A 16,343-nucleotide genomic window follows, 5' to 3' on the forward strand; every position below is an offset into this window, starting at 1 on the left:
CTGGCATTAAACGAATCCATTATTGATATAAAAGAACACTAAATCAAAGGCTTTGAAATGATTTTCAAGCTTTTTGGAGAAGTTGCAGCTTCTCCTAAAGCCTCGCCTGATTCGATGCCGTAATCGACAATTATTGCCTTCTATACCCACAGTGAAAAATTTACCAATCAACTGTTTGCATTCTTTAAAGGTCGTAACAAAGCTATCCCAATGGTCACTTGATATACATGTATAGCTTACACCTAACTGCTTCAATTTTAATTTAAGTCGTTTTGCAGTGGCTAAATCTCGGTTACCCCATACATAAGCAACAATTTCACCTGTTTCTCGATGATAGGCATAAATTAGCCATTGTTTATTTTGCTTATGACCAACAAAAGTCCAAAACTCATCTACTTCAAGGGTTTCATAATGACTTTGCTGTGCTCGAAGTTGATATTTTGATTGGCTAAGTGTCCGTAGAACTTTACCGATACTTACTCTTTCAATTTCTGCTATATCCCTGACACCACTGCCTCGCACCATGAGGTGTAATATTTTGGTTTTGATACCTGAGTGACAGCCTTGATAACTGAGAGCATGATCACCAATAAATTGACGTCTGCATATTTTACATTGGTAATTTTGCTTACCATCTACTTTTGTGCCATTTTTCTTTATACTGTCACTTAGGCAGGCTGGACACTTGATTTCTAGAGTTATTCGCATTTCTCTATTTTATCAAAATCCAACCTGCTTTTTTTCAGCATACTTTTTGAAACACCACCCATTAATGATGATGCCGCCACGCTCACCAATCAGTAAACCACTTTGGCGCGCCAGTTCATCACGCGGACGAATGCCGGCCGAGAACAGGATGATATCGGTTTCAAGCACCGAACCATCTCCGAACTTCATTACATGCTGAGTGCTGTCACCATCTTCAATACTTGACGTGGCCTTTTGAGTATGTACCTTGACACCAAGGTCTTCAATTTTAGAGCGCAGTACCCGGCCGCCCAGATCATCAATCTGCACCGCCATCAGACGCGGAGCAAATTCTACGACATGAGTTTCCAGATTCAGATCTCGCAGGGCTTTCGCTGCTTCCAGCCCTAGCAAGCCGCCGCCAATCACTACGCCAGTTTTGGCATTCAGACTGGCTGCACGAATGGCATCCAGATCTTCAATGGTACGATAAACAAAGCAATTCTGACGGTCATTGCCCGGGATTGGTGGCACAAAGGCATAAGAACCGGTAGCGAGAATCAACTTGTCAAAACTCAGCACATCACCCTGGCTGGTGGTGACGGTTTTATGGAGCTGATCAATTTCAACCGCTTTAGTATTAAGTCGCAAATCAATGCCATAAGCATCGGCAAAATCACTACGACACAGACTCAGATCCTTGACCGACTTGCCGCTGAAATATTCGGTCAAATGTACCCGGTCATAAGCTAAATGTGGCTCTTCTGCCAAAATGGTCAGCTCAATGTCATCACCGGCCTGTTCCAGTACAGATTCGATGAATTTATGCCCCACCATGCCATGCCCAATCATGAGAATTTTCATATCTGCACTCCAACTATTGTTTTTTTAAAGATGATAAAAAGCCGCATATCACGTCTAGGCATTGATATGTCTGCTGATTGAATATGTTGTAAATACCGCAACCCAGCGCTTTGTAATGCTGGAGGAAGGGTTGAAACGCTTGTGCGTTTTGTATTGCTGAACAACTGACCATGTCATTTATCCTGTGCTGAACGAAATACCAATCACACTCCTTGAAAGTGCAATTACGATCAGAACGGACATCGTTGGCCGTTGTTAGTATTGAAAGTCATCTTTGACGATTTAATAAATGCAGAAATCGTGCCAACTTTTCCAATAAGAAAACGCCTTATTTCAGGCAGATGATGTACCTAAATGCTTCATTTTGATGAGCTATCAGCTGGAATCCCTAAAGCTGTGCACTAAATTGAACAGAAAAATAGAATTTTATGCACCAATTTAATGGCATGTTTTTTGCTTTATTCCTGCTTGAATATTCCTTAGGCCTTACTTGAAAATATTCCATGTCCAAATTACGAATTGCTCTTATTGATGATGATCTGGAGCGCGCCCAATTCATCCAAGAATCCTTACTTTCACATGATTTTCAGGTGGTGGCCTGTTTAATCCTGAATGACCTGAATATGGTACATGTTAAGGGTATTCATGCAGATGTGATCCTGCTGAATATGGATCATCCGCATCGGGATATTATTGAAAGCTGTGTCAGCCAATATGAACTTCCGACCGTGCTGTTTACCCAGAACTCCAACAAAGACACCATCAAAAGTGCGATTGATGCCGGAATCACGGCCTATATTGTCGATGGTATTGATCCCACCAAATTAGAAAGCATTCTGGAAATTTCAATTGAACAGTTTCGCAAGCATAAAAAGCTGCTGAATGATTTAAAAGAAACCCAGGACAAGCTGATTGACCGTAAAGATATCGATAAAGCCAAAGCCCTGCTCATCCAGCTACATGCCTTAACGGAAGAACAAGCTTTTGCTTTATTGCGTAAAAATGCCATGAGTCACCGGATTACCATTGGTGAAATGGCCAGACGCTTACTGGATGCACAGAAGCTGTTACTGGGCCAATAAGGAAAAGCATATGTCCACATTAGAAAAAACTGAACTCAATATTGGCTATATTCCTTTACTTGATTGTGTTGCCATTCTCTGGGCCGAAAAACAGGGTTATTTTGCCGAGCAAGGATTAACCATCAATTTAATCCGTGAAGCCTCCTGGTCAAGTCTGCGTGACCGTCTGGCCTATGGCTTTCTGGATGCTGCACATTGTCTGTCCGCCATGTTGCCCGCTGCTGCCTTGGGCACAGACCAGTTACAGGTGGCTTTGCAAACCCCTCTAGTACTGAGCGTGAATCAGGCTTTTATTAGCCTACGGCAAGATCTGTGTTATGAACTCGGCATCCAGCCAGGGGATGATGAAGAAAGTACCTCAAAAAAACTTGTACAGGCTTTACAACAGAATCATCCCATCAATCTGGCCTATGTGTATAAATATTCGATTCACCATTACTGTTTAAAAGAATGGCTGGCGCTGACTGATCCACAACTGGCCAAGAATATCCAGCTGATGACGTCTCCACCGCCTTCCATGGTAAAAGGAATCGCAGAACAGGTATTTGATGGTTTTTGCGTGGGAGAACCCTGGAATATTCAGGCCAAACTTGAAGGCTATAGCTTTATCGTCGCCGCCAGCCAGAATGTGATTCCAAAAGTTGCCGATAAAGTCTTGGCCATGACCCAGGAATGGGCAGAACAGCATCCATTTACCGTAGAGGCAGTGGTCAAGGCAGTACAAAAAGCGCAGAATGATTTAAAGCAGCGCAATGATTTATCAGACGTGTGGAACATGCTGGTGGATTATCAGATTATTCAGTTTGAATGTTCCGCCCAGCGGCATGTCTATGACTTTTACAAGATCAAGAATATTATCCGGAATTTTGTTGGGGAAATCGCCCAACCGAAAGTCGATGATTTTATCTGGCTCCTGCAGCAGATGCAGAAATGGGAAAATCTTGATCTGTCAGTGGATGATCAGCTACAGATTGCACAATCCTGTATTTATCAACAAGAATCTAGCACTGTTTAATACTTTGTATATTCCCATAAAAAAGACCCGGGGAAATTCCGGGTCTTTTTTATTTAATGTTTTATTTAGCTTAATGCCCGCTGTAAATCCAGTTGCATGAATTTCTGCAAGGACAATTTTCCAGCAATAATCTGATTGATGAATTGTGACATTTCATCATATAGCGCCTCATAGAGCTGTGGCTCCAATGCCATATGTCTCAACTGAATCTGCAAATGCATCAAAAGTTCCTGCTGCCCGCATTCACCCTGCTCGAGAGCATAGACATAACCGAGCACCGCTCCTTTTAATATAACATCATAAGCTAAGCTATATTTAAGCAAGGTGGCCAATGACCCCATAACACGCTCATTATACTCAAGTTTTCTTAGGGGTTCACGACCTACACGCGCGCATGGATCCTGATAAGCATTGGCACAGGATTCACTAAAGCTTTGAGCCAGACGTTCCAGGTCTGAGGCATGTTTTGGAATCTGGTAGCAGAGACCATGCTTCACCTGAGCTAAGGCTTGGTGCATAAATTTTCTGACTGTATGATCAGACATGGCAACACCAATAGTCTGATGTCCACGCAGACTGGCATACCACGCCATCATCGCATGCACGCCATTCCATAAGCGGTTTTTAATCAGCTGGATATTGGCAATATCATCCACCAGAATCATCTGCCGCATTTTCGCCAGTAACGGACTGTTATTTTCTACATAAATCGGCATATCTGTTTCAGCATTAAACAGAATCAGATCCATAGACTGCAGAATATGACTCGGCTGGAAATTACGGCGCAGGTCTTCAATATATAGCCCAGCCTGATGTTCCTGTTCTGCATTCAGTGCCGTAGCATCATCCAGATCAACTACGGACAGATCCTCATCCAGTTGATATTGCTTGAACATGTTGTATTTGATACGCAGCTGACGGTACAGTTTCTGGTCCGACAGCTTGGACACCATACGGTTGACCACGGTGTCACAGAAATAATGTTGATCCATAATTTTCTGGGCTGTCTGTCCATCAGTAATCATTCGCAGACTATTCAGAATCTGCTGCATTACCCGTTGTTTAGCGCCGATTTTATTCAGGATAATTAAAACTGTCAGTGGCTGATCCTGCTGCTCATAAGCCAGATAACGTGCGTATAAGCCCTGTGCAATGACCTCTGCTTCAGAAACCAGCGCTTCCTCAGGTACGCAGACTGCTACAAGACTGGATTCAATATACATGTTCTGCATTTGTTCCAGATCATGCGCATCAATCACGCTCATATTTTCAATACGCTGGTCAAAAGAATTCTGGCCATAGCGAATACAGTAAGTGCCAAAAGCATTGACGCTAGATTGATACAGCGGATTACGTGTCGAAGCAATAATTTTGCGCGGACGAGTGTATCCATCCCAGTGTGATAATACCTGAGCCAGATAACCGCCCCCAATTGCACCAAAACCGTGAATCCCGACAGTCAGCTGATTGAGTGTTTGCGGAAAAGCAGTATTCAGTTCCGGCATGTCCAGAACCGGAACAAACTGGTTCAGTTCCATTAAAAAATCTTCGACCGTTTCATAATAATACTGGGCTTGTGCCAGCATGGACTCGTTCGGTATTTTGATATCCTTGAAAAGTACCGTCATACCACCTGCATCATAGGCAGAACGCAAACCGTTTTCAGAATCTTCAAACATCAGGCACTGGGCCGGGCTTAAATTGATTTTTTCGGCTGCACTGATAAAAATTTCCGGATGAGGTTTCCCCTGTTTAATCTCATCGCCACACACCAGCACATCAAAAAACTTATAGACATTGGCATTGATCAGATATTCTTCTGCGATTGCACGGCGACTTGAAGTCGCCACCGCCATTTTCAGGCCTGCCTTGCGTAAGCGTTCCAATACCTGCAATAAACCCTTTTTAATGGGAACACCGTGATGACGTACATGTTCCAGTTCCAGCACATCGGCACGCTGGCGAATCTCAGCATAGGGCACATCCTGTCCATAACGCTCTTTGGCTAGCTGCTCTGCACTACGGGCACTGAGGCCCAAACACTGCATTAAATAACTTTCAGAAAATTCGACACCAATCAGCTCACGTGAAGCTTGCTGCAAGGTTTGAAAGCGCAAGCGTTCCGTATCGAACATGGTTCCATCCATATCGAAAATTGCGCCATGTACGATTTGATTTTTAAACTCTAACATTGCTCCCCTTTTTATAATTCAATGAGTTAAGAAGTGAGCAATACCTTAAAGAAAAGCTGGGTCGAATTAAACCGATGTAAAGATATGAAATAGTTTGGATCAAAAAATAACCAATAAAGACTAAAATTCCATGTTTTATGTTTCTACATGTAATCAGAATGTTAACTTAAGTAAGTTGCCATCCTTACCTTTCATTTTAAATTTTCTTTTTAAATATAAGATTATTTTAACATTTTGGCTGTTTCCCCTCATCATGGCATCCATTTTGCTTAGTCAGTATTACGTTTTATAAAATTTGTAATATTGAGGGGCAACACTATGAGTTACGTTGCACGTGAACTCAGTCAAAGAAATAAACTACTGTTTGGCTTGGGGTCTTTTTTAATACCAATTCTAATTTGGTGTGCAGTCAGCTACTTGCCATTTATCTGGCATCCACAAGTCCAGATTACTGATTCAGGTAGTGTTGCCTATTTACAGGTAGAGAGTCGTATTGATAAAGACCAGTTTTTTTCTGCTGCGCAGTCTGCGGTAGATCAGGGTCTTACCCCACCGCAAGGTATTCTGGTCAACCCGATTTATCTGCCTGCACCGCATGAAGTTGCGATTGCACTGATCACAGCTTTTACCACGGAGCCGGCTCAGGCCAATGCGCCCTGGTTTCATGAAAGCCTGTGGCACAGTATCAAGCTGGTCTTTACCGCGTTCTTTATTTCTTCCTTGGTTGGTATTCCACTCGGTATTTTATGCGGGTTTTCCAATAAAATTTCCCAGCTGACCGAGCCCTTTGTCGAATTTTTTCGTTATCTGCCTGCTCCGGCCTTTGGTGCACTGGCAGTGGCAATTCTCGGAATTAATGATGCACCAAAAATTGCCATTATTGTGATTGGAACCTTGTTCCAGCAAATCCTGATTATTGCCAATACCACACGTCTGGTGGATCGCAGCCTGATCGAAGCCGGTTTTACTCTGGGCACCAATAAACTCAAAAGTCTGTTACATGTGGTGATTCCTGCCGCCCTGCCTGAAATTTACCGTAATCTGCGTGTGTTGCTCGGCTGGGCATGGACTTACCTGATCGTAGCAGAACTGATCGGCAGTACCTCCGGGATTACCTGGTTCATTACCCAGCAAGCCCGCTATCAAAACTTTGATAATGTCTTTGCCGCGATCCTGATTATCGGTGTGATTGGTCTGCTGTGTGATGTGATTTTAATGAAACTGGGACAACGCTTATTTAAATGGAAACCGGGAGCTAACTGATGCAAAACACTGAATTTAATACCCGTGAATACTTCGACAAGATTTATAGCCGTCCGGTGATTCTGGAAGCGAAGCAACTGACACAAAAATTCAGTCATGGCAAAACTGAACGTACGGTTTTAAATGCACTCAATTTGAAAATTCATAAGCGTGAGTTTATCTGTGTGATTGGGCCTTCTGGTTGCGGCAAGTCAACCTTTAGCCGTGTAGTCGCCGGTCTGGATCCTTATAGCAGTGGTGAGATTCTGGTGGATGGCCAGCCGATTACCGGCCCGAGCCCGGAACGTGGCATGGTGTTTCAGGGCTATACCCTGTTTCCATGGAAGACCGTAAAAGAAAACATCATGTTTGGCCCGAAAACGAAAGGTCAAAGTAATGCTTCTGCTGAAGCGCAGGCACGTGAATGGATCAACATCATTGGCCTGGAAAAATATCAGGATCAGTATCCGCATCAACTCTCAGGCGGGATGAAGCAACGTGTGGCGATTGCCCGCGCCTTGGTCAATGAACCGAAAATCCTGTTGATGGATGAACCTTTTGGTGCACTAGACCCGCATACGCGCCAAAAAATGCAGCGTCATCTGATGGACCTGTGGCAAAACATTGATATCACCATCATTTTTGTGACCCACGATATGGATGAAGCCATTTTACTGGCAGACCGTATTGTTGCACTGAAAGCCAATCCGGGTGAAATCAAGGAAATTATCGAAGTTGATCTACCTCGTCCACGCCATCCAGACGTCATGCTTAGTCCTGAATTTAAACAGTTAAGACAACGTGTCGATTATCTGGTGCATGCTGAAGAAGATGAACTGGATCCGGCACTGGCAGAACTGCCGGTCATTCCGCGTATGACCAAGGTCAGCAGCAATAAATAATCTTATCCAAAATGCCTTTGGGACGACCCGAAGGTTTTAATCGCTGTGTTGGACGACCAACATTAGAGGTGATTATCATGCAAGCGCAATATGTACTCCCACTGGTTGATATTTCAAAATTACAAAGTCCGGATTTAGCCGATCGTATTGAAGTTGCTCATGCTCTGGATCATGCCTGTAAAGAAGTCGGATTTCTTTATCTCAAGGGTGACCAGTTCAATTTTGATTACGCCAAAGCCCTGATTGAAATGGCTCAGTCATATTTTTCTCAGGATCTGGACAGCAAGATGCAGCACTATATTGGCAAATCAAAAAACCATAGCGGCTATGTGCCAATTGGCGAAGAACAGTTTGCCGGCAACAGTTATGACTTAAAAGAAGCCTATGATGTCAATTATGATTATCAGGGTACACAAAAAAACTGTCCTTTGCTTGGCCCTACCTTATGGCCAGACCATCCGGATTTCAAGTCTATTGTCAGCCAATACTACAGCCATCTTCGTGAGATCAGCCGGCAGATTTTTTCTGCCTTTGCACTGGCGTTGGGCGTTCGTGAGGACTTTTTTGAAAGCAAAATTACTGATGCACCAAGTCAGCTACGCTTGATTCATTATCCTTATAATCCGGAAGTGAAAGACGCCGAAGGCATTGGCGCACATACCGATTACGAATGCTTTACCCTGCTGTTACCAACCGCACCCGGCTTACAGGTTTTGAATAAAGCCGGTGAATGGATCGACATTCCCCTGATTGAAAATACACTGGTGATGAATATCGGGGACATGATGGAAATTCTGTCAAATGGTAAATATCTCGCCACCAAGCACCGCGTGAAAAAGGTCTCTGAAGAACGTTATTCATTCCCACTGTTTTGCGCCTGCAATTATGACACCGTGATTGAACCGGTTATTCACACTGAAAATTCCAAATATTCTGCCCTGATCGGAGGGGAACATCTGTTTAATCAGACCGCCCAGACCTTTCAATATTTAAAACAGCGCGTCGCTAGCGGTGAGCTGGTCTTAAAAAATGCTGTACCACTTTCCTCTTTTGGACTTGAAGAACAGGCGGAGACAGCATCATGAATCTGTTTGAAGTAATTAAAACTTTAAAGCCTGTGACTTTTCAGCCAGAGATTATTCCAGGCTTTTTATATGGGGCATTTCGGCGTAAAAGCATCAGTTTTTATAATGGCCTGACCGATGAAAATACTATTGTGTACTGGTTTCAGTCGCGCAGTTTTACCATTGATCTTCGTCTAAAAAGCCAGACGGGAACTGCTGTTCAGGAACGCCAAGGCTGGATTGGCAATACGCTTTGGGATAACGCCAGCCAGCTCTTGTCCTGGGAAGTGAAAGACTACGCCAATTACCAGAATCATGTGCAGTGGCCGGAACCAGCCAAGTTGCATGCGATTGGCAACTGCATTCTGGAATTTTCTCCAAGTAATGTCTATGTCGAAGACTGGCGCCAGCAGGTACAACACGGTTTATTTTTAGGGCTGCGACTGCAATCTGCGATTGATGTTCAATCTGGTCAGACACTGGAAATGGATGGTGGTCTGATTATTTGTGCTGATCATATTGCTTATGCCCTAACGCGTTTGCCGAAAGTGCAAAGTGCAGTAGCTCAAATGGATTTGAAAGCTGTCGATCCGACCGTGTTTGCCTTGGTGGAAAGTTTTGAGGTTTCTATCGGGACTGATGGTCAAGCTAAAACTTACAGCACCCGCAGCAGTGAGACAGGCAAAACCTTTAATCTGGAAAATTTTGAAGTTCTCAATGAAAGCAGTCTGGTTCAGCATGTAATTTTAGATGGTCGGGACATAGACCTGATATTTGAGCTGGATATGTACCAACCAGATTATGCATTTCAGTACAAAACACCAACGCCTACTGAAGCTGAAAGCTGGCTGAAGTTAGAACAGGATCACCTGATGCAGCATGCAGAACGGATGTTATAGGGAGAAATATGTCTTTTTTATATCTTTCGATTGCCATCATTGCAGAAGTCATCGCGACTTCTGCACTTAAAGCCTCCAATGGTTTTAGCGTGCTCTGGCCTTCGCTTGCCACCATTGCCGGTTATGCCGTTGCCCTATTTTTCCTGTCATTAACCATGAAAACCATCCCGATGGGCATTGCCTATGCAATCTGGTCAGGGGCCGGTATTATCCTGATTTCAACGGTTGGCCTGCTGGTATTTAAACAGCAACTGGATCTTCCCGCGCTGATCGGTCTGGCGTTTATGATCATTGGCATTATTTTTATCAATGTCTTTTCCAAAAGTACGGAGCTTTACCTTTTAATAATGAGCTGAATATAAAAAATCCCCAATCTGGGGATTTTTTATTGGTCTAGATTACATTCTAGAATGAGTATAGGTGCACTATTTGAGTTCTTGTACCAGAGTTGGAACAATCACGCCATCCACATTCATTTCTGTTGTATAAATGCCGTTGGCTACATTGAACTTATTCACATGGTAACTGGAACCATAGATCGAATCGAAGCCATCACCTTTGGTAAAGACTTTCTTGTTGGCGGCCAGATCCAGTAAATGCGTGCCATCAATGAACTGCATATAGGTCTTCGCATCGACACCGACACGTTTGGACATGATCTGTGCAGCATCTTCACGAGTCGCCGGGTCATTGATATATTTGACGGTTTTATCCCAAATCTGAATCACCTTTTTCCATTGCTCTTTATTGGCTTCCAGATGGGCGGGATTCACCGTCAAGGTATCGTAGATTAATCCTGGCTTGTCTTTAGAGGTGAAAATAATCTTGGAACCGGCCACCGCAGATAGCGCTTGATTCGCCACCGGCTGCCATACTGCAATCGCATCAATATCAGGAGTTGCAAATACCTGTGGCAATTCATTGGTCATGGTATTGACCAATTTAACTTCATTCAGTTTAACCTTGGCATCATCCAGTGCAGTGGACAGTAACAAGTGATCGACCAGGCCTTTTTCAGTTGCAACCGTTTTACCACGCAGATCCTGAATCGAATTAATGCCATTCTTGGCAATAATTACGTCATTTCCAGCTGAATAATCAGTCGCCATGATCATTACACCCTTGGTACCGCCAGAGCCAGTGACCAGATTATCACCATTAGTGACCAGTACGGCGTCCAGCTGATTCGCTGCGAATGCAGAGAGTGAAGCAGAATAGTCAAACCATTTAAAATCGGCATTAACTCCGGCATCTTCCAGCCAGCCTTTTTCAATCGCCACCTGCCAGGCCACAAATCCCGGCCAGTCACTATAACCAATACGGATGGGCTGGGTATTCACACTCCCTACTGCCTTGGCATTTGGCTCAGGTACTTTAGCAGTATTATCACAACCACTTAAAAGGATTGCAGACAGTACGGAAACGGACATCAGTGCTTTTTTGATCATTTTGCGACTTCCCCTATGCATTCACATTTAAATTTTGTATTTGAAAGTTGTTTAGATTTCATAAATTCGCGCCAGCCACCGAAATGACTGATATCTGTTGCATCTTCAAGTGCATAGCCTTCACAGATAAAGCCTTTGACCCAAGTACCACCTATCAGCTGGACATTGCCGATCCCCAAAGGTGCCGGCACTTCTGCAACAATGTCCCCGAACAGTGCACGCGGAATGTCCCAGACCTCTACTTCAATTGAAAAACCTTTCGCGCTGTATTGCAGGCCGGGTTTTGGCGGTGTGGTATTTTTTAATGCATACAGTTTGTAATGCGAAGCAGTCCGGGTCTGCTTGATCAGGGTGCCACCGCGTGTGGTCAGCTGAAAGTTCAGTGGCATACCAGTTAGATGCGCCCCCACCACAGCCAGTTTGATGCTATGACTTGATGAAATTTCCGTGGTTTTTGCATAGCTATGTGCAGAGGTTCCCAGCTTTAACTGGCTTACCTGCTGCCATTTTTGCCCAAATTTGGCCAGTGCCTCATCCATCCAGGCGGGTGCAATAAAGGTCACACCGGTTGGCAAACCATCGGCACGGATGCTATTCGGCAATGCCAAAGCTGACAGATCAGCAAAATTGACAAAATTGGTATAAGCGCCCATGTGGCTGTTTTTGACCAGAGGATCCGCTTCTACCTCTGCAATGCGATAAATGGTCGGTGCGGTAGGCACCATTAAGGCATCATAATCCGCCAAGGTATTTTGAATGATGCGGCTAAGTCGGGCGCGCTCATATTCATCCTGCATGACATCGACCGCACTGAACTGGTCTGCCTGTGCAATGATTTGACCAATCACGGCATGGGTTTGCTCACGTTTCACCATTTTTTCAACGGCACTGGTGCGTTCTGCAACCCAAGAGCGGTTATACAGGGCTGATGCCAGTTGCTGAAATGGCTCAAAATCAATCGGTTCTACCGTATAGCCCAAGCTTTGTACACGTGAGATTGCCAATTGAAATGCTTTTTCGGTTTCGGCATCACCATAAAATTCCAGCGTATCTGGAATGGCGATTTTTCTTTTGGAAAATTGGCTCGGAACATTCTGAGGATGTGCTCGGGAATAATCATCGCTAGCATCAAAACCTTGCATGATTTGAGCCACCTGCCAGGCATCATCCACCGTCAAAGCAAATACCGAAATCACATCGATACTACGGCAAGCTGGAATCAGACCAGTAGTCGAGAACCAGCCTTTGGTCGGTTTGAGTCCGACAATATTATTGTGCCCTGCTGGTACACGTCCTGAACCTGCAGTATCTGTACCCAGACTGAATGGCACTTGTCCATTGGCTACAGCAACACTTGAACCGGAACTTGAACCGCCACTGATGTATTCAGGATTAAAGCTGTTCTTAACCGCACCGTATGGAGAACGCACACCGACCAGACCCGTTGCAAACTGGTCCAGATTGGTTTTACCCACGACAATCGCGCCGGCAGCTTTTAATTTGGCTACTGCTGTTGCATCGGCAGTCGCCAGATAAGCTGCTTCTTTACAAGCCGCTGTGGTATAGAACCCCGCAACATCAATATTGTCCTTGACCGCAAATGGCACCCCATAAAGTGGCAAGCTTGCGCTATCTGCACCAGTCAATGCATCAATTTGTGCCTGTAATTGTGCTGCTGTCGCAATTGAAATCCAGGCATGATCGTCATTATTCAACCCGGCAACATACTCAATCAGGTCACTAAGCTGGATATTGTTATTCTGGTAGGCGTGTTGCCAGTCCTGTACAGTCCATAAGTTGTGCACAGCTGTTCTCCTTAAGTGTGTTCGGTATTTTGTGGAATGGGTGGCATGACGGCATCCATCAGTTCGAGATGCCCTTTAATCACGCCTTTCAGTGCAATAAATTGTTCGCTAATTTCTTTCAGATCACTGCTCGCGCCCTGCATCAGCATGACTTGCAGAATTTTTTCATCATCCAGCTGGATATGAAGCGAATTGATCACTTGTGCCAGATACTGCTGCTGCAGATCGACCAGCTGACTGCGCAGCGGTTTCAAGCTGACGTCATAGAGCAAGGTAAGCGTGCCAACCATGACTTCATCGCGAATCACCAGATCATCAATCAGGTGACGATTAATCATATCGACAATGGCCTGCGAGCGGCTTTCATAGTGCTGCTCGACAATTTTTTGATCCATCGCATGTAGCGTTGTTTCTGGCACGGTAATACTGATCCGTGCCAATTTTTGTTTAGGCACGATGTTGATCCTTGGGTTGATATTGGGAAGACTGTTTAATGTGAAAGCCTGCACGTACGCTGAGCAGCTCAACCAGAAAGTGAAGCCATGGATGCATTTTTTTATTTGATGTCGGATTGTTCATGTGCATCTCCTAGGGATATTACAAAACCAGAATTTCGTATTACTTAGGAAAATGCAGAAAGCGTGCCAATTTTTAGTTATTTGGATGAGGTAAATAAACTTGCTTAAAAGGGCGAAAAAAAGCCCCATAACATTGAAATGGGGCTTGTTCTAAAGCAAAAGTAAGTTTTGTATTTCACCGGTTTATTCCATTTTGATTGCTCATGTCCTTGCTATTCTTTTTATACATGAATGGTTAACCGATGTTTGTGATTATGAGTGATCAAGTGTATTGCTCTCCTCTATTTATGTTGTATGTAAATAAAAGCATTAAGCGTGCCACAATATAAAAATAGAATAGATTTAAGCAGAATGCGTGGCAAATCAATTACATACATATTGAAAGCTAGAACAAGAATGATTTATTTTTTTATTATGCCTGAAAAATAGGCCATTTTGCACCATTGGGGTTCGAGTGTGCATCAAAGTGTGGCTGAGTTGTTCAGGCAACTGTATGCCTCTGCTTTCTATATTTGAAACTAAGATTACTAAACTTGAATCAATTACTATTTCATAACTCATTTGAAAAGTAATGAATTGCTGCTAAATTAGCTCCCATATTTGGGGTAATGCCAGTCAGTTAAGCAAAAAAAGTTAAAATGCTGTAAAAAGAGCGTATGTAAATACGCTCTTTTTTTATGAATTTATCTCAGAATCTAGATTTAACATTAAAACAAACCCTACCTTCACTTTCACAATTCAGTGAATTGATTGATTTAAACTGGATTGAAGATTGCTTAGACCAAACAGGTAAAGCATCAATTCGAAAAAGAAAACTGCCTGCTGAACATGTTGTTTGGCTGGTAATCGGACTTGCTCTATTTCGAAATCAACCGATTTGGTATGTGGTTCAACAATTGCAACTTGTTTTCGGTACGGCAGAATACTGTGTACCGAGTGCATCCGTACAAGCAAGACAACGCTTAGGCTTAGAACCCATGAGTGCTTTATTTTCGACATTAAGTCAGGCATGGTTTAAAGACTCACAACAACAATATAGCAACTTTCACGGTCTATGCGTTTGTGCTGTAGATGGTGTGGTTTGGTCTATGCCTCATACAGAAGAAAACTTTAAGCACTTTGGTTCATCCAAAGGCAAAACAGCAGCTGCACCTTACCCACAAGTTAGAGCGACTTGCCTGGTGAATACCAATACCCATGAAATGATTGATGCCCAAATGGGTAGTATGGATCAAGGTGAATTAACCTTAGCCAGTCAATTAAAAGCACCAGTTCGCAGTATTACCCTATTTGATCGTGCTTACTTCTCTGCTGATTTTTTAGTGAGCTGGCAATCTCAGGCAGAAGAGAGTCATTGGTTGATGCGAGCAAAGGACAACCTGCGTTATGAAGTGATTCATCATAATGCGGCCCATGACTTTCAGATCAAAATGCCTGTTTCAGCAAGAGCAAAAAAGATAAATCCGTCATTGGGTGACTATTGGGAAGCACGTTTAATTGAAGTTGAATATGCAGGAAAAATAAGACGTTACATTACATCATTAACAGATTCTAAAGTTTATCCATTCAAAGACCTTGCAATGCTTTATATCCAGCGTTGGGAAATAGAAATGTGTTATCGGGAAATTAAAAGTGATTTACAGGATGCAAGGATTTTAAGAAGCAAACAACCTGATTTGGTCTATCAAGAATTGTGGGGGGTATTTATTGCATATAATATCTTAAGAAGACAGATGAGGTTTATCGCTGAACATGCAAAGGTGAGTCCTTTAAGGATCAGTTTCCATATTGCATCTATGAGTATTATCAATATCTTAAGGCACACACCTTTAGAATCAGCAGGAAACCTACCCAAACATTTAGCGCAATTATTTGAACAATCTAAAATATTTGTATTACCTGAAAAAAGGCAAAGGCAATGTCCGCGAGTAGTGAAAATTAAAGCACAAAAATATCCAAGAAAATGCCAGTCAATTTCTTAACTGACTGGCATTACCCATATTTGGGGGGCTTTTTATGACAGAAAAATTATATTATTGGGCTGAAAATTTAGATGACTATAGCTCTGACAATGATGTTGAATATGATGAAATTATTGAGATTAAAAGACTAAATTTTTTCATTGGAAAAAATAATGCAGGGAAAAGTAGATTTTTACGTAAATTATTTCAAACAACAATGGATTTTGCAAAATTTCAAAAATATGATTTAACAATAGAAATTAATAATCTCTGTAAATATTTAAATGCAACAAAATTTAGAAGGCCAACTCGACATGGTCAAGACAACTCATGGAGTTCTAATGGTACATCACCTGTAAATGCCAATGAAATATTTCAAATAACCTCAGAAATTCAATTTATTAATAGCTGTAAATTCAATTTTGATTCTGTAAAAGATTTAGTTGCTCAAACTAAATCGAAAATTTCTAATTACAAAGAAGAATCTAGGGTGTGTTGACACTTTTAGCTTAAAAAAATAGCGAAGTAGTAAAATCAAATCGCCAAACCCAATGTTACTATTCGCTATGCCTCGTACCATGCTGACAGATCAACACTGGCAAAA

Annotated in this window: 14 protein-coding genes and 2 pseudogenes; 9 read left to right on the forward strand and 7 right to left on the reverse strand. The window is 42.9% G+C overall.

Going from position 1 to position 16,343, the window contains the following annotated elements:
* Positions 1–6: 6 nt before the first annotated feature.
* On the reverse strand, positions 7–708 hold the full coding sequence (locus F995_RS11435; RefSeq protein WP_004282341.1) for an IS1 family transposase: 702 nt from the start codon (positions 706–708) through the stop codon (positions 7–9).
* A 51-nt stretch (positions 709–759) separates the two neighbouring features.
* Positions 760–1,551, reverse strand: a pseudogene (locus F995_RS11440) (FAD-dependent oxidoreductase); the annotation flags it as partial.
* Between the two features lie 503 nt (positions 1,552–2,054).
* Between F995_RS11440 and F995_RS11445 the strand changes: the two are divergent.
* Together F995_RS11445 and F995_RS11450 are read left to right on the forward strand one after the other, a co-directional pair.
* A complete protein-coding gene (locus F995_RS11445; RefSeq protein WP_004280362.1) occupies positions 2,055–2,633 on the forward strand; it encodes an ANTAR domain-containing response regulator in 579 nt (192 codons plus the stop codon).
* 10 nt (positions 2,634–2,643) lie between these two features.
* Positions 2,644–3,648 (forward strand): CmpA/NrtA family ABC transporter substrate-binding protein, encoded by a 1,005-nt coding sequence (locus F995_RS11450; protein ID WP_004647005.1) that lies wholly within the window; start codon positions 2,644–2,646, stop codon positions 3,646–3,648.
* A gap of 65 nt (positions 3,649–3,713) precedes the next feature.
* On the opposite strand, the gene mtlD is transcribed toward F995_RS11450, so the two are convergent.
* Positions 3,714–5,840 (reverse strand): bifunctional mannitol-1-phosphate dehydrogenase/phosphatase, encoded by a 2,127-nt coding sequence (gene mtlD / locus F995_RS11455; RefSeq protein ID WP_004647007.1) that lies wholly within the window; start codon positions 5,838–5,840, stop codon positions 3,714–3,716.
* 318 nt (positions 5,841–6,158) lie between these two features.
* On the opposite strand from mtlD, the gene F995_RS11460 reads away from it, so the two are divergent.
* The 5 genes from F995_RS11460 to F995_RS11480 all read left to right on the forward strand — a co-directional run bounded on the left by F995_RS11460 (position 6,159) and on the right by F995_RS11480 (position 10,303).
* The gene (locus F995_RS11460) at positions 6,159–7,103 is read left to right on the forward strand and encodes an ABC transporter permease (RefSeq protein WP_004647008.1); all 945 of its coding nucleotides are present in this window, start codon (positions 6,159–6,161) and stop codon (positions 7,101–7,103) included.
* Positions 7,103–7,984 (forward strand): ABC transporter ATP-binding protein, encoded by an 882-nt coding sequence (locus F995_RS11465; protein ID WP_004647009.1) that lies wholly within the window; start codon positions 7,103–7,105, stop codon positions 7,982–7,984. The genes F995_RS11460 and F995_RS11465 overlap by 1 nt, the downstream gene beginning before the upstream one ends.
* Positions 7,985–8,061: 77 nt before the next feature.
* Positions 8,062–9,069 (forward strand): isopenicillin N synthase family dioxygenase, encoded by a 1,008-nt coding sequence (locus F995_RS11470; RefSeq protein WP_004647010.1) that lies wholly within the window; start codon positions 8,062–8,064, stop codon positions 9,067–9,069.
* Complete coding sequence (locus F995_RS11475; protein ID WP_004647011.1) at positions 9,066–9,947, forward strand: hypothetical protein; 882 nt, start codon at positions 9,066–9,068, stop codon at positions 9,945–9,947. Before F995_RS11470 ends, F995_RS11475 begins: the two co-directional genes overlap by 4 nt.
* Positions 9,948–9,955: 8 nt before the next feature.
* Entirely contained in the window at positions 9,956–10,303 is a 348-nt protein-coding gene (locus tag F995_RS11480; RefSeq protein ID WP_004647012.1) for a DMT family transporter, read from the forward strand.
* Between the two features lie 69 nt (positions 10,304–10,372).
* Here F995_RS11480 and F995_RS11485 read toward each other — a convergent pair whose 3' ends face one another.
* Genes F995_RS11485 through F995_RS17140 form a run of 4 tightly spaced genes read right to left on the reverse strand, consistent with a single transcriptional unit; the run spans position 10,373 to position 13,779 of the window.
* Entirely contained in the window at positions 10,373–11,395 is a 1,023-nt protein-coding gene (locus tag F995_RS11485; RefSeq protein ID WP_004647013.1) for an ABC transporter substrate-binding protein, read from the reverse strand.
* Complete coding sequence (atzF, locus tag F995_RS11490) at positions 11,392–13,200, reverse strand: allophanate hydrolase (RefSeq protein ID WP_004647015.1); 1,809 nt, start codon at positions 13,198–13,200, stop codon at positions 11,392–11,394. Before atzF ends, F995_RS11485 begins: the two co-directional genes overlap by 4 nt.
* 11 nt (positions 13,201–13,211) lie before the next feature.
* Positions 13,212–13,655: a CopG family ribbon-helix-helix protein gene (locus F995_RS11495; protein ID WP_004280384.1), complete on the reverse strand. Its 444-nt coding sequence runs from the start codon at positions 13,653–13,655 to the stop codon at positions 13,212–13,214.
* Entirely contained in the window at positions 13,648–13,779 is a 132-nt protein-coding gene (locus tag F995_RS17140; RefSeq protein ID WP_004647016.1) for a hypothetical protein, read from the reverse strand. Before F995_RS17140 ends, F995_RS11495 begins: the two co-directional genes overlap by 8 nt.
* A 676-nt stretch (positions 13,780–14,455) precedes the next feature.
* On the opposite strand from F995_RS17140, the gene F995_RS11500 reads away from it, so the two are divergent.
* A complete protein-coding gene (locus F995_RS11500; protein ID WP_004282307.1) occupies positions 14,456–15,760 on the forward strand; it encodes an IS4 family transposase in 1,305 nt (434 codons plus the stop codon).
* A 34-nt stretch (positions 15,761–15,794) separates the two neighbouring features.
* Positions 15,795–15,948, forward strand: a pseudogene (locus F995_RS17005) (hypothetical protein); the annotation flags it as partial.
* Positions 15,949–16,343: the final 395 nt, after the last annotated feature.

The organism is Acinetobacter sp. CIP A162 (assembly GCF_000367905.1).
Taxonomy (GTDB): domain Bacteria; phylum Pseudomonadota; class Gammaproteobacteria; order Pseudomonadales; family Moraxellaceae; genus Acinetobacter; species Acinetobacter lwoffii.